This window comes from Paenibacillus faecis (assembly GCF_008084145.1).
Classification (GTDB): domain Bacteria; phylum Bacillota; class Bacilli; order Paenibacillales; family Paenibacillaceae; genus Fontibacillus; species Fontibacillus faecis.
This window is the reverse complement of the sequence record NZ_VSDO01000001.1, coordinates 909866-923228: the sequence shown is the minus strand read 5'-3', so window position 1 is coordinate 923228 and position 13363 is coordinate 909866. Positions and strand designations below refer to the sequence as shown.

The following is a 13363-nucleotide window of genomic DNA, read 5'->3' as shown; positions in this document are numbered from 1 at the left end:
GATCTTATTGGGAAGACATTAAACAGGAGAGTGAGCAAAATGAGAATTACGGACCTGATGATCAAAGAAGCGATGATCATGGACCTGGCGGCGACCACCAAGGAAGCGGCCATCGATGAGCTGATCGCCAGCTTGGCCAAGAACGGACGGATCAACGATCCGGTGGAATTCAAACAAGCGATCCTGAAGCGTGAAGGCGAGTCCAGCACAGGGATCGGCGGCGGCATCGCCATGCCCCATGCCAAGACGAAAGCGGTCAACCAACCGACCGTCGTGTTTGCGAAAAGCGCTAAAGGTGTGGATTTCGAAGCCTTGGACGGCGAGCCGGCATACTTGTTCTTCATGATCGCCGCCCCGGAAGGAGCCGGAAGCACCCATCTGCGCACGCTGGCCGCGCTCTCGCGGCTGCTGATCGACAGCGATTTTATCGATAAGCTGAAAGAAACAAAAACGCCGGAAGAAGTCGCGGCTTTGTTCGATGCCAAGCAGGCGAACGAGGAGGAAGCGAAGAAGCCGGCGGAGGCGCAGGCAACAGCCCAGGCTCCTAAGAATGCCGCCGCTGACGCGCCAGCGGACGAGGAAGCGTTTGTGATCGCGGTAACCGCCTGCCCGACGGGAATCGCCCATACGTTTATGGCCGAGGATGCCCTGAAGAAGAAAGCCAAGGAGATGGGCGTCAGCATCCGGGTCGAAACGAACGGCTCCGAGGGAGCGGGCAATGTGCTGACCCCGGATGAAATCCGCCGGGCGAAAGGCGTGATTATCGCCGCGGACAAGAACGTCGAGATGGCCCGTTTTGACGGGAAGCCGGTGCTGCAGCGTCCGGTCAGTGACGGAATCCGCAAGCCCGAGGAACTGATCCGGAAGGCGCTGAACGGCGACGCGCCGATTTATCGCAGCGCGGGCGGCGGAGCCGTAACGGAGAAAGGCGAGAAGACCGGAATCGGCAGCGGCATCTATAAGAACCTGATGAACGGGATATCCCACATGCTGCCGTTTGTCGTCGGCGGCGGGATCCTGCTCGCCATCTCCTTTCTGATCGAACAAGTGGCCGGCGAGAGCAGTCCGCTGTTTCAACTGCTGCAGACGATCGGCGGGGGGAACGGTGCGTTCCATTTCCTGATTCCGATTCTCGCCGGATTCATCGCTATGAGTATCGGTGACCGCCCCGCTCTGATGCCGGGGATGGTCGGCGGGTTGATGGCCGTCAACTCGAACGCGGGCTTCCTTGGCGGTCTTGCGGCCGGTTTCCTGGCGGGCTATGTCGTCATTTTGCTGCGCAAAGTGTTTGCGGGCTTGCCGAAAACTTTGGAAGGCTTGAAGCCGATTCTGCTTTATCCGATATTCGGCCTGTTGATCGCCGGGACGGTGATGTTCTATGTGGTTGATCCGATTTTCAGCTGGATGAATGAAGGCTTGATCAATGTATTGAACAATCTGGGCACGGGGAACATGGTGATCCTTGGTATCATCCTCGGCGGCATGATGTCGATCGACATGGGCGGTCCGTTCAATAAGGCGGCGTATGCCTTCGCCATCGGGGTGTTTACCTCCAGCGGCAATACGAATGGAGCAATGATGGCCGCCGTAATGGCGGGCGGGATGGTACCGCCGCTGGCGATCGCGTTGGCCACGACGTTCTTTAAACGCAAATTTACGGAGCAAGAACGCAAATCGGGCCTTACCAACTACATTCTGGGCCTATCCTTTATTACCGAGGGAGCCATTCCGTTCGCCGCTTCCGATCCGCTGCGTGTCCTGACATCCTGTATTCTGGGCTCCGCGGTGGCGGGCGGATTGACTCAACTATGGAAAATCAACGTGCCTGCGCCGCACGGCGGGATCTTCGTAGCCGCGCTGGCCAACCACGCCTTGCTGTTTATGCTCGCGGTAGTCATCGGAGCCGTTGTTTCGGGTTTTGTGCTCGGCGTTTGGAAGAAAAATGCGGAACCACAAGGCTAAACGGATTCAATATTGTACGAAAAGGGATGTCCCCGGCGCCACATATTTGGCGGGGACATCCCTTTTTTAATCCGCCTTGGAATTCTTGAAAGACCAATGCTAACTAACTTTTTTTGTTTTTATAGTTGACAACTATTCTGCCCCATGGTATATTATATTTCGTTCGCTAATGATATGGGGCGTTAGTTCAGTGGGAGAACGCTTCGCTGGCAGCGAAGAGGTCAGGGGTTCGACCCCCCTACGCTCCACCATATATCGCGGACTCTTAGCTCAGTTGGTAGAGCAGTTGACTCTTAATCAATTGGTCCAGGGTTCGAGTCCCTGAGAGTCCATCCTTTATTGAGAAATACCCCCTCGTTTTCGAGGGGGTATTTCTTTTTTGCACAGAGTGAAACGTTCAATCGTCGAAAGTGACGGCCGTAATCCGGGATACGGGAACCGTGATCCTTTGTCCGGTTTCATCCTGCAATTCGAGCGAATGGTACTGGACGGACACCAAGGTCCCCCGAATCAAGGAGGAGTCGATTTGAAGGGTCAAGGTTTTACCCAACGCGGCCCTCAGCTTCTCGCGGGTATCCGGGTCCGGAAACCTGCTTTCTTCCAAGCGCTTTTCCATCCGGTCGAGCCGGTCGGACAACAGCTCCAGCCTGGCTTGAAGGATGCGAATACGCCGGCGCATCGGAGAATACAGTAAAAATCGCAGCAGACTCATGGCATTTCACCTCACTTTCCGGTAGGGATGTCGGCTCCCCGGGAATCTATGATTTCCCCCGGGAGTTACTATAGAATATGTTTGATAGTTTGATAGGGTATGGACCGAAAGCGCGGTTGTACAGGATTGGGGTTTTGTGGTTCAATGAGGGAAAAGAGGTCTACGTATGATTTCCATGAGGGGGAACTCAGAAATGAACCGCTCCACAGTTGCACCGATCCAGCCGGATCATATCTCGCTGCCGGTACATTTTCCGCTGACGATCTCCAGCTCCACCGGGGTAACGCCTTCGTTTCAGCGGCTTCATTGGCACAGGGCACTTGAAATCAACTGGATCGCCGGCGGAAGCGGTATTTATTTGATCAACGGTCAAGAATTTCAATTCGAACGGGGCGATCTCTTTCTGATTGACTCCCACGATTTGCATCGGGCTTTTGAGGGCAAGAATCTGGAAATGGTGATCGTCATGTTCGATCCGACGCTCTTAGCCCCCGAACAGAGGTATGATCCGGATATTATGCAGCCGTTTCGGCAAACGGGAGTGTGCTTCTCCAATCATATATCCCATACCCATCCCGCCAGCCCGACGCTCCGCGGTTATATCGAAACCATGATGCTGGAGTATAGCAGCGCTTCCCCCTCCCATGCTTCGGTCATCCGCGGGCATTTGCTGCTGTTTCTGGCCGAGGTGAACCGGAAATGTCGCTTGAACCCCGGAGATTCGCGGCGCACGAAGGCCAAGCACCTGGACCAGATCCGCCAGGTGATCCGGATGATGGACGCCGAGCTGGCCCGGCCCTGGACGCTGAAAGAGTTGGCGGAGCTCGTCCATTTAAGCCCTTCGCGATTCAGCGCCTTGTTCAGTCAAATGGCGGGAACGTCGCCGATGAACTATCTGGTTCAACTGCGGCTGGATTACGCCGTAAGTCTTTTGGAACAGGGGGACCTCAGCATCCTGGAGATTGCGGAAGCCAGCGGGTTCCGCAATCTGTCGAACTTTAACCGCTTGTTTCTGCATCATATCGGGATGCCGCCGAGCGCCTTGAAAAAACGGCTGTTAGGTGAAGAAAAACAGTAAGATTGTATCAGAAAACAGGACTATTGCAGAGGAAATGCGATAGTCCTGTTTTGTATGCTGGAGGAGAAGGAGAGATGCGTATGGGGTATTTTTTGGGCGTTGATGCCGGCGGGAGCAAAACGTTCTGCCTGATTGTGGACGATAAGGGAAATGTACTCGGGCGGGGAATAGCCGGCAACGGAAACCATCAGATTCATGCGTCGGAAGCGGAGCAAAATATCGCCTCAGCTTGTTTGCAAGCTTTAGCGGAGTCGAAACTCTCCCCCTCGGCGGTCGATCACGCTTTCTTTGGTCTTGCCGGAGCGGATCGTGAACCGGATTTCCGGGTGCTGCGGCCCATGATCGCAAGGCTCGGGTTCCCCCGCTGGTCGATCGCCTGCGATACGATGATCGCCATGCGGGCGGGAACGGACCGGCCCTTCGGAGCGGTGGTCATCTGCGGAACCGGATTTAACGCGGCCGCCCGGAACCGGGCGGGGGAAGAACTGCAATACGGCGGTTTTGGCTATTTGTTCGGCGACGGCCAAGCGTCCGGAAGGGACTTGGCCAATTTCGCTTTTCGCTCGGCGATCCGGGCTTGGGACGGACGGGGCAAACCGACGCTGCTTCAAGATCTCGTGCTACGGGCGACCGGGTTTCCCGGCGTACCGGAGATGAGGGACGCCGCTTTGGACAACGGCTACGTCCCGCCCTTACATTTGGCGGAACTGGTGTTTGAGGCGGCCGCTCAAGGGGATGAGGTTGCTTCGGCACACCTCACCGAACAAGGACGTGAATTGGGCAACGCGGCGTCTGCGTTGATCCGCAGGCTCGGAATGGAGAACGAAACGTTTGATGTCGTGCTCGGGGGCAGCGTTTTGGCCAAAAGCGCCACCAGCCTCATGCAGGATGCCTTGGCGGAAACCGTGCGTCTGACAGCGCCCCGGACGCGGGTTACGCGGATTACGATGGAACCGGTCGCCGGCGCCGTACTGAGCGCCATGGATCGGGCGGGTTTCGCGGCGGGTCCCGGGATGCTGAAACAGCTTGAGAAAATAACTTTTGTCGATAAAAAGGGAGTGGTGAATCAATGAAGGAACAAAACCGGAAGCACGTGAAAATCGCGGTGATCGGAGGCGGATCGTCGTATACCCCCGAACTGGTGGAAGGACTGATCCAAGGGTACGATGAAATGCCGGTATCGGAGCTTTGGCTGGTGGATATCGAACAGGGGAAGCACAAGCTGGAAATCGTGGGGAATCTCGCTAAGCGGATGGTGAAAAAGTCGGGACTTCCCATCGAAGTCCATTTGACTTTGGACCGCAGAGCCGCGATTCAGGGAGCGGACTTCGTCACCACGCAAATGCGCGTGGGTCTGCTGGAAGCCCGAAAGCTGGATGAGCATATCCCGCTGCGGCACGGTGTGATCGGGCAGGAAACGACCGGTCCCGGAGGGATGTTCAAGGCGCTGCGGACGATTCCGGTCATTCTTGAGATTTGCCGGGATATCGAAGAGCTGGCTCCCCAAGCCTGGATGCTGAATTTCACCAATCCGGCGGGGATGGTGACGGAAGCGGTAACGAAATACTCCCGCGTAAAAACCGTCGGGCTGTGCAACTCACCGATCAACTTCAAGAAGTTTCTTGCCGAGGCGTTCGGTACGCCGGAAAGCCGGGTATTGCCCGAATTTGTCGGCATAAACCATCTGCATTGGGTGACCTCCGCGCTGGTCGACGGGAAAGAGGTGCTGCCGGAGCTTCTTAGAGGGAAGAAGGAGTACTCGGCGAGAAACGTTCCCACCCTCGGATGGGACCCGCAGTTTCTGCAGTCGCTCTCCGCGATCCCGACCTACTATTTGAAGTATTATTACATGACGACCGAAATGCTGAACGAACAAATCGCCTCCTTGGAAAAAGACGGGACCCGGGCCGAGGTCGTCAGCCGGGTGGAGAAAGAGCTGTTTGAATTGTATGCCGACGAATCGCTGGAGGAGAAACCGAAGCAATTGGAGCAGCGCGGCGGAGCTTATTACTCCGAAGCGGCCGTCCATTTAATGCAGTCGCTCTATACGGGACGGAACGACATTCAAACCTTGAATGTACCCAACGGCGTGATTTATGATTTCCTTCCGGCGGACGCCAGCATCGAAATCAATTGCGTCGTCACCGCCGGCGGCCCGATTCCGCTGGCTCCCCGGCATGTGCCGCAGCATATCAAGGGACTGCTTCACGCGGTAAAGACGTACGAAAGCCTGGCGATCGACGCCGCGGTCAGCGGGGATCGCGGACTCGCGCTGCAGGCGATGGTTCATCATCCGTTGGTCCCGTCGGTTTCTACGGCAAAGCTGCTGCTGGATGAAATGCTGGAAGCGCATCGCAGTTATTTGCCGAACTTTTATGTTTAAAAGGCAGCCCGGTACCCTTTGACGGCCGAGTAGGTAAAATAAAGGCCATTTGCGCCGCTATTTTGTCGAAATCGTCCCTTCGGTGAGAAATAGCGGTCTTTTGCGGCCTTATTTTAGGGAAAAGCGCGCCGAAACCTGATTTTTGGACCCGCACCAGAGAAGTAAGGTCCTTTTTGGCCGTTATTTTTCTCAAAAACGAAAATTGGGTCGAAATAACGGCCTAAAACGCCGCTATTGCCGTGGGCGACCGGGGAAATGGCAGGCTCTTGGTCGCCGGATTCAGCCCGCTACGCCGAAGTAAGAATCTAACATAGACAGTACCAGAGCGGAGAATGCTCATTTTCTCCTACTGTGATGGCTGATGAAGCATTAATGCCCATAAACGCCCGGTGCCCGAGAGAAGGCACCGGGCTGTTTTGGCGCCGCGGTTTATGTTATATTTTGTTTAGTGAGCAAGGACATGCACGGTTCTCAAGACAGCCGTGACGACGACCGAGGGAGAGTGGGCAAGTGATCAAGCATATCGTATTGTTTAAACTGAAAGATTCGTCTCCGGCAAGTATCGAAACGACCGCCGGGGTGCTTCGCGGACTCAAAGGCAAGGTGGAGCAGCTTCGCGACCTGGAGGTAGGAATCGATGTGGTGAAATCGCCCCGATCCTATGACATTGCTTTGGTAGCCACCTTCGATTCGCTGGAGGATTTGGAAGGTTATCAGGTTCATCCCGAGCATCAAAAAGTGATCGAACATATGACGCAGGTCCGGGAAAGCCAGGTTGCGGTGGATTTCGAATTTTAAAGCGGCGCGCCTGACGGCCCAAAAGGAGGAAGCCCCTTGTATTATGTGAACCGGGAACAAATCGAGCGCAGGCTAAACGTGCTTCCCGAGCTGGAGCAAGTTTTTGCGGCGGCCAGCTCCGCCGAGGATAATCCGCTTCTTCTTCGGTATGCCGAGGAACGGGCGCTTCATTTGGCAATCGAGATCGTAACCGATGTAGGAAGCTATCTGATTGACGGATTTATTATGCGTGATGCCAGCAGCTATGAGGACATTATAGATATAATGCGCGATGAAAAAGTGATCGGTCAGCAACTGTTCGAGTTGTTAACCGAACTGGTGCGATTGCGCAAACCGCTCGTGCAGGAGTATTTCGAATGGGACCGGAGCGCCGGACAGGCGCTTGCCCGGAAACTCCCGCCAGCCATGGAGGAATTCGCGGGAAATGTCCGCGCCTATCTGGACAAGGAGAACATTCCGTCCTAGAGAGGCGAACCGATTTTTTCTCCCGCGCAGTGGCAGGACGAACCCCTCCCGCTTATAATGAACTATCGATATAGGCATTCGCCCGGTTAGGGGAAGGCCGGATAAGGAGAGATGTAACGTGAGTAAAAACGCGAAGGGTTGGATTTGGGGAGCCGCGATCGGCGCGGTCGTCGGCTCGGTAACGGCATTGTTGTTCGCTCCGAAGCCGGGACGTGAACTGCGCAAGGATATCGCCGACGGAGCGCGTCAGGTTGGGGAGAAGACGCAGCAGGTGGCCGAGAAAGTCGGCGAGCAAAGCGCCGAACTGGCCAGCCGTGTGAAGGAAACGGCCGGCGGCCTCGTAAGCGAATTCCAGGCTTGGCGCGCCGCCAAGGAGAAGGAAACCTTGGAAGAGAAGGAAGTACGCGTATTGTCCATCGAAGAAAACGAGGCGCCGGAGGAGACGGCGTTGATCGGTGTGGCCGAGGAAAAGGAACAGGCCGATAGTGAAGTCTCTCGCGATCAGAACGCTGCCGTAGGCGAGACGGAACAGAATTCATAATACCGGCCGGACCGCCGGTCAGGATGAAGACCCGAAAGGGTCTTTTTTCCGTCCTCCGGATAATAATGGAAGCCTCCTGCTCAGTTGTCCCTCCGCATAAATTGAGTTAAGATTTAGGTACGCTTTATGACCCGAATACATAAAGTAGAAAGAGAAACGAAATTAAAATAACTAGTCTAAAGGAAGCGGTATGTTCGTGCAGCAGCAAGCCATCGCAATACTGGACTCCGGTGTGGGAGGCCTTACCGTCGTTAAGGAAGTCATGAGACAGCTTCCCCGGGAGAAAATCATTTATTTCGGGGATACCGCGCGAGCTCCCTACGGCCCCCGATCCTCCGAAGAGGTTCGCCTCTTTACGGAACAAATCGTTCGATTCCTGGTTCAATTCGACCCGAAAATGATCGTTATCGCGTGCAATACCGCTACAGCCGCGGCTCTGGACTATATCCAATCCAAGGTCGCCGTCCCCGTGCTCGGCGTGATCCATCCGGGAGCCCGCGCGGCCATTAGCGCCACGAAGACCGGAAAGATCGGCGTGATCGGGACGATCGGCACGATCCGCAGCGGGGCCTATACCGCGGCGCTAAAGGAGCTGAATCCGGCGATAGAAATCGTCAGCGAAGCTTGTCCTACGCTCGTTCCCTTGGTGGAGCAGGGGCGTTATGAAATGCCGGAGGCCCTGCAGGTAGTGGAAGAGGCACTCCGTGAAATTCGGCAGTATCCAATCGATTGTTTAATTCTCGGTTGCACTCATTATCCTTTTCTGACTAAAACGATGACCCGGGTGATGGGCCCTGCGGTGAAACTGATCAGCTCCGCGGATGAAACCGCCCGGGAGATCAGCACGGTGCTTCATCAAAAGGGAAGGCTCGCGAGAGGCAGCGAAATCCCTGTGCACCAATTTTTTTGCAGCGGTGACCCAGAGCTGTTCCGGAGCATTGCGCTGCAGTGGCTCGGCAGACAGATTGAGCTCACTCCGATTGTCTGGCAGGTATCCAACCCGTCCTGATAACCGCAGAACCTTTGGACTTGGTGCCAAAGGTTTTTTGTTGTTCTCCTCTCGCAAAAATACGCCTGTGACGCAAAATCGTGGTTAATTATATGCATAGCAAGCATTTCCTGCCCGTATTTTGTGTAAAGTAAAATAGAGGTTAAGGGAAATCATATATTATGTGAAAAAGGAGCAACTTTATGCAACTCATTGCCATGATTACGATGCTGATCGACCACATCGGGCTGCTGTTTTTTCCTGGCGAGGTGATCTGGAGGGTGATCGGCCGAATCGCTTTTCCCATTTACGCTTACGCGCTTGTCCAAGGATACGAGCACACCTCCAATTTCAAAAGATATGCCACCCGTTTGCTGCTGATTGCCGTGATTTCCCAAATTCCGTACCAGCTCGTGCTGAACGATGCGGGGCTGAATGTCGTGGTCACTCTGCTGGTGGCCATCCTGGTGCTGAAAATTCTGGATCACACCCGGCCCGGAATCCTTTCGGTGCTGATTATTTCGGGTTTCGCCGTCTTTATGGAGGTTTTGCCGTTTGATTATGGGGCATATGGACTGCTTCTGGTGCTTATATTCAAATATGCGCAATCCACCGGGATGCTGCTGATGCATTTGTTGTTGAATTGCGTTTATTTATTCTCCTACGGGTGGACCATCCAGATGATCAGCATTCTGCCTACCTTGGTGATCGCCTATGGTCCGGGCTTATGGAAACGTTTGGAGTCCATGCGGGTGCCCGCTTGGGTCTGGAGGTCGTTTTATCCGGCGCATCTGTTCGTTCTTACCCTTGTCGTTTACGGCGTAAGACTGGGCACCGGGGAATGAATTTTAGGCGGGAAAGGATGGGGATGGAGTGAATTCCGATCGGAAGGCCAGGCATGTTCGACCGCTGGTAACGGTAAAGAATTTTAACGGGTATCGGAATGCCGATTATGTAAAACAAGTGCGGGAACTGACGCGGCGATATCCCGGCATCCGGGCCAGACCCATCGGGCAGAGCGTGCTTGGCGAACCGCTGCTTGCCCTGGTGTTGGGAGCGGGCCCGGAAGCCATCCACATGAACGCGGCCGTGCATGCCAACGAGTGGATCACGGCCCCGCTGCTGCTCCGGTTTGTGGAGCGGTTGGCGGAAGCCCGGGAGGCCGGGGAGGCGTGCGGCCTGGATGCCGTCACCCTCTGGACGGTCCCCATGGTCAACCCGGACGGCGCCGACCTGGCGCAGGACGGCATTCCGCCCGGCTGCGCCCGGGCGGAGGAGCTCGCCGCGTGGAACGGCGGCAGCGGCGATTTTCGCCGCTGGAAGGCCAATATCCGCGGCGTCGATTTGAACGACCAGTTCCCGGCCGGCTGGGAACTGGAGCGGGAGCGCCGGGGCGCGAGCGGCCCGGCGCCGCAGGATTACGGCGGTCCGCATCCGCTCAGCGAGCCGGAGGCGGCCGCCCTGGTCCGGCTGACCCGCGAAATGCGGTTCAGCCGGGTGCTCTCCTTGCACACGCAGGGCAAGGAGATTTACTGGAACTACCGCGAGCGGGAGCCGCGGGAGGCGGAGGCGTTCGCGGGCCGGCTTGCCGCGGCCGGCGGATACCGGGCCGTAAAGCTTACGGGAAGCGATGCGGGCTACAAGGACTGGTTCATCGACGAGTTCCGCCGCCCCGGGTTTACCGTGGAGGTAGGGGAAGGCGTGAACCCCCTGCCTTTGGAGGACTTCGAGGAGATGTATAAAGAACTGGAACCGATTCTGGCCGAGTTTATCCGCGGATAACGCGGCTTTTTTTTGAATATATAAATGTATATTTGAACGTATATAGAAAAAATGGGTATCTTATCTTATAACGGTATAGAGAGGGGGAGTTCCATGAAATGGTCAAAGATTTGGTCGCTGCGCCGTTGGGCGCATGTGTTCCGCCGGCTTCCCGGGCTAATGCGGTCTCCCCGCGTTCCATTGACGGACAAGCTGCTGATGACGGTCCCGGCGGTATTGTATTGGGTGCTGCCTGACGTGCTGCCTTTTATACCGATCGACGATATCGCGGTGACGATGCTGCTGATGAATTGGTTTGTGGACCGGGCGGAGCGCAAGGATAACCAGCCCCCAAGGGAAATCGACAAGGACAGGTTGATTCGATGAGCGTGAAAAATACCCCGTGGACAAGAGAACCGCAGGAGCTTTTGTGCACCTGCGGTTTTTGGATTGTGTCGTCGTGTCAATGAAGAGGATATCAAGATGGCCGTCAATGGACTCGAACCATATCCTTTCGCCGATAAACACCGTATATAAGCCCGATGGCTCCCAGTTGCGCCATCAGCCCGCTTCCTCCATAGCTGATCAGAGGGAAGGACACGGCGGAAATCGGGAGAAGCCCCAACGACATGCCGATGCTCCATACGAATTGAACGGAGAAGAAAGCTCCGAGACCGGCGATGAGCATTTTCCCGTACGGATCCCGAACGGACATGGCCGCATTGACCAGTTGGGTGACAAACAGCAGGACGATCATCAAAACAAAGATGCCGAAAACCCAGCCCAGGCTGTAAATCAGATAGGTGAACACGTTGTCGGAATGAATTTGGGGCAGCACTTCCATGAACGAGCCGAATCCATGCCCCCGCCATCCCGCCGAGCGAACAGCCTCTTCAATTTGGAGGTAAAGGTACCCCGAGCCCTCCGCATCCTCCCAGGGGCGCAAAAAAGCGCTCAGCCGCTCCTGACCGTAACCGCTGAGCAGTAACGGCAATACAAAAATCGACGCGACCATGGAAAGGTAAGTCAGGACCCAACGCCAGCCGTATCGGGAAAAGCACAGCATCAGAGCGAAGGCGACGGCATAGAGGATCAGGCTCGGGAAGGACGGAATCACCGCGAACAGCAGCAGCGGGAGGATTCCAAGAACAACAAGCTGCCCTAAAGCGGTCCGGCGCTTTTCGTACTTCCGGGAGAGAGCACCCGCCGCCGCAATGAGAAACAAATAAGGACAGATCGCGGTGGGGTTAACCCCACCGAGGATAAAAACGCGCAAGCCGTTTACGTTCGGGCTCACATAGTTGGTGATCCATATAAGAACAACCGCCAGCCCGTATAACATCCATGAATAATTGTTCAGAATCCCGTAATGGACACGGCTAAGAATGAACAAAACGGCCAATCCGATCCCTATAAAGACCGCCTGCTTGCCGAAAAAATCGATGTCGTACCAAAGTCCTTCTCCGGCTTGATAACTGAGCCGCACGGCGTACATAGCCAGCAAAGCGATCGTCAGCAGCAGAGCCAGGGAGAGCAGCATCATCCACGGCACGCGCGGCCGGTGCACCCGGTTAAACCCTTCGGCAACCGAATCCGTATTCCCCATCTGAGCCATGGCCTGCCGCGCGGCGGCCTCGTCATCCAAACCTTCGGCCCGCTTGGCTTCCCATAGCTCGTCCAAATGGCCGGCGATCTCCTCTCTTATTTCTTGGCGCAGTTCGCGCGCTTTGACCTGCCTGGATACCCGGTTCACATATTCTTGTAATAGCGGATGCAAGTTTTTCATGCAGGTCCCTCCCCGAGTACCCGATCCACAGACCCCCGGAACAGCTGCCATTCACGCTTCTTCTCCTGAAGCTGGCGCCTGCCGCTGTCCGTGATCCGGTAGTACTTGCGCTTTCGACCTTCGGCTTCCTCCCAATAGGCTTCCAACCAGCGCTCCGTCTCCATGCCATGAAGAATCGGATAAAGCGTTCCTTCCTTCAAAGCAAAGGTCCCGTCCGACATCTGTTCAAGCTCTTTGATCAACTGGTAACCGTATAAATCCCGCTTGTCCAGCAGTGTCAAAATCAGCATGCCGGTGCTTCCCTTGAGCAGTTCCTTATTAACTTTCAAGCAGACACCACCTTTCCAAATTCATACAGCCATTATACATAGATTTAGTATGCATAGCAATCCTATGTATTGGAATATTAGGATCCTTCCTATTAGTTCTTAACCCGGACGAAACGGAAATATCCGGAAGCCTGGCCTTGCTTGTTTCACGGCATTTCTTTACAATAGGTATGCCGGAATGTCACTTAGGATAGGAGAGATCATATGAACGTCAAAATTACCCGCAATGCGGCAAAGGTAATAAAGAAGGAACTGGAAAAGGAAGAGAACCAGGGGCTGGCCCTGAAAGTGTTCATCACTCATTCGCACGGCGATCACGCCCACTATGGCCTGGACCTGGTGAAGCCCGGCGACAAGGATCAAATCATCAAGACAGACAAGGAAATCGATGTGATCGTGGAAGGCACCGATCCGTTGCTGGACGGCGTCAAAGTCGATTACTTGTATTTTCCCCAGGAGGGCTTCGTTATCACCAACCCTTCCAAAGGCAACCACGGAGATCATTAATTATTCGGTTCAGTTCGGTGAAACCGTTAAGCTCGGCACTTAAAAATTCCCAA

15 protein-coding genes and 2 tRNA genes are annotated in these 13363 nt (G+C 55.2%); 14 read left to right on the top strand and 3 right to left on the bottom strand.

All coding sequences use genetic code 11. The features are described 5' to 3' along the window. Positions 1 to 39 precede the first annotated feature (39 nt). From FRY98_RS04245 to FRY98_RS04235, 3 genes are all read left to right on the top strand, one after another. Positions 40 to 1962, top strand: a complete 1923-nt coding sequence (locus FRY98_RS04245; RefSeq protein ID WP_148450475.1) for a PTS fructose transporter subunit IIABC — start codon at positions 40 to 42, stop codon at positions 1960 to 1962. Positions 1963 to 2138: 176 nt separating this feature from the next. Beyond that, positions 2139 to 2213, top strand: a tRNA-Ala gene (locus FRY98_RS04240). Positions 2214 to 2221: 8 nt separating this feature from the next. Further along, a tRNA-Lys gene (locus FRY98_RS04235) sits at positions 2222 to 2294 on the top strand. Positions 2295 to 2359: 65 nt separating this feature from the next. On the opposite strand, the gene FRY98_RS04230 is transcribed toward FRY98_RS04235, so the two are convergent. Continuing rightward, on the bottom strand, positions 2360 to 2674 hold the full coding sequence (locus tag FRY98_RS04230; protein WP_148450474.1) for a hypothetical protein: 315 nt from the start codon (positions 2672 to 2674) through the stop codon (positions 2360 to 2362). A 193-nt stretch (positions 2675 to 2867) separates the two neighbouring features. Between FRY98_RS04230 and FRY98_RS04225 the strand changes: the two genes are divergently transcribed. The 10 genes from FRY98_RS04225 to FRY98_RS04180 all read left to right on the top strand — a co-directional run bounded on the left by FRY98_RS04225 (position 2868) and on the right by FRY98_RS04180 (position 11075). Continuing rightward, on the top strand, positions 2868 to 3752 hold the full coding sequence (locus FRY98_RS04225; RefSeq protein ID WP_148450473.1) for an AraC family transcriptional regulator: 885 nt from the start codon (positions 2868 to 2870) through the stop codon (positions 3750 to 3752). An 80-nt stretch (positions 3753 to 3832) separates the two neighbouring features. Beyond that, positions 3833 to 4825 (top strand): N-acetylglucosamine kinase, encoded by a 993-nt coding sequence (locus FRY98_RS04220; protein WP_148450472.1) that lies wholly within the window; start codon positions 3833 to 3835, stop codon positions 4823 to 4825. Then, positions 4822 to 6135: a 6-phospho-beta-glucosidase gene (locus FRY98_RS04215; protein ID WP_148450471.1), complete on the top strand. Its 1314-nt coding sequence runs from the start codon at positions 4822 to 4824 to the stop codon at positions 6133 to 6135. Before FRY98_RS04220 ends, FRY98_RS04215 begins: the two co-directional genes overlap by 4 nt. A 510-nt stretch (positions 6136 to 6645) precedes the next feature. Beyond that, positions 6646 to 6933, top strand: coding sequence for a Dabb family protein (locus FRY98_RS04210; RefSeq protein ID WP_148450470.1), 288 nt, complete (start codon positions 6646 to 6648; stop codon positions 6931 to 6933). Positions 6934 to 6969: 36 nt separating this feature from the next. After that, the gene (locus FRY98_RS04205) at positions 6970 to 7398 is read left to right on the top strand and encodes a DUF86 domain-containing protein (RefSeq protein ID WP_148450469.1); all 429 of its coding nucleotides are present in this window, start codon (positions 6970 to 6972) and stop codon (positions 7396 to 7398) included. 118 nt (positions 7399 to 7516) lie between these two features. Beyond that, complete coding sequence (locus tag FRY98_RS04200; RefSeq protein WP_148450468.1) at positions 7517 to 7939, top strand: YtxH domain-containing protein; 423 nt, start codon at positions 7517 to 7519, stop codon at positions 7937 to 7939. 190 nt (positions 7940 to 8129) lie between these two features. After that, positions 8130 to 8948 carry a glutamate racemase gene (racE, locus tag FRY98_RS04195; protein WP_148450467.1) on the top strand — a complete coding sequence of 273 codons (819 nt, stop codon included), beginning with the start codon at positions 8130 to 8132 and terminating at the stop codon, positions 8946 to 8948. Positions 8949 to 9130: 182 nt separating this feature from the next. Next, on the top strand, positions 9131 to 9772 hold the full coding sequence (locus FRY98_RS04190) for a TraX family protein (RefSeq protein WP_148450466.1): 642 nt from the start codon (positions 9131 to 9133) through the stop codon (positions 9770 to 9772). A gap of 28 nt (positions 9773 to 9800) precedes the next feature. Continuing rightward, positions 9801 to 10709 (top strand): M14 family metallopeptidase, encoded by a 909-nt coding sequence (locus FRY98_RS04185; protein ID WP_249043327.1) that lies wholly within the window; start codon positions 9801 to 9803, stop codon positions 10707 to 10709. A 93-nt stretch (positions 10710 to 10802) separates the two neighbouring features. Next, positions 10803 to 11075, top strand: coding sequence for a YkvA family protein (locus FRY98_RS04180; protein WP_148450465.1), 273 nt, complete (start codon positions 10803 to 10805; stop codon positions 11073 to 11075). 103 nt (positions 11076 to 11178) lie between these two features. Here FRY98_RS04180 and FRY98_RS04175 read toward each other — a convergent pair whose 3' ends face one another. Together FRY98_RS04175 and FRY98_RS04170 are read right to left on the bottom strand one after the other, a co-directional pair. Continuing rightward, entirely contained in the window at positions 11179 to 12474 is a 1296-nt protein-coding gene (locus tag FRY98_RS04175; protein WP_170287025.1) for an FtsW/RodA/SpoVE family cell cycle protein, read from the bottom strand. Next, positions 12471 to 12803, bottom strand: coding sequence for a PadR family transcriptional regulator (locus tag FRY98_RS04170; RefSeq protein ID WP_170287024.1), 333 nt, complete (start codon positions 12801 to 12803; stop codon positions 12471 to 12473). Before FRY98_RS04170 ends, FRY98_RS04175 begins: the two co-directional genes overlap by 4 nt. Before the next feature lie 204 nt (positions 12804 to 13007). On the opposite strand from FRY98_RS04170, the gene FRY98_RS04165 reads away from it, so the two are divergent. Further along, positions 13008 to 13310, top strand: coding sequence for an iron-sulfur cluster assembly accessory protein (locus tag FRY98_RS04165; RefSeq protein WP_148450463.1), 303 nt, complete (start codon positions 13008 to 13010; stop codon positions 13308 to 13310). Positions 13311 to 13363 lie beyond the last annotated feature (53 nt).

Bases quoted from the DNA above. Each gene is read 5' to 3' on its own strand.
- FRY98_RS04215 (WP_148450471.1), top strand. From the start codon at position 4,822: ATGAAGGAACAAAACCGGAAGCACGTGAAAATCGCGGTGATCGGAGGC.
- FRY98_RS04225 (WP_148450473.1), top strand. From the start codon at position 2,868: ATGAACCGCTCCACAGTTGCACCGATCCAGCCGGATCATATCTCGCTG.
- FRY98_RS04165 (WP_148450463.1), top strand. From the start codon at position 13,008: ATGAACGTCAAAATTACCCGCAATGCGGCAAAGGTAATAAAGAAGGAA.
- FRY98_RS04180 (WP_148450465.1), top strand. From the start codon at position 10,803: ATGAAATGGTCAAAGATTTGGTCGCTGCGCCGTTGGGCGCATGTGTTC.
- FRY98_RS04190 (WP_148450466.1), top strand. From the start codon at position 9,131: ATGCAACTCATTGCCATGATTACGATGCTGATCGACCACATCGGGCTG.
- FRY98_RS04245 (WP_148450475.1), top strand. From the start codon at position 40: ATGAGAATTACGGACCTGATGATCAAAGAAGCGATGATCATGGACCTG.
- FRY98_RS04230 (WP_148450474.1), bottom strand. From the start codon at position 2,674: ATGAGTCTGCTGCGATTTTTACTGTATTCTCCGATGCGCCGGCGTATT.
- FRY98_RS04220 (WP_148450472.1), top strand. From the start codon at position 3,833: ATGGGGTATTTTTTGGGCGTTGATGCCGGCGGGAGCAAAACGTTCTGC.
- FRY98_RS04175 (WP_170287025.1), bottom strand. From the start codon at position 12,474: ATGAAAAACTTGCATCCGCTATTACAAGAATATGTGAACCGGGTATCC.
- racE (WP_148450467.1), top strand. From the start codon at position 8,130: ATGTTCGTGCAGCAGCAAGCCATCGCAATACTGGACTCCGGTGTGGGA.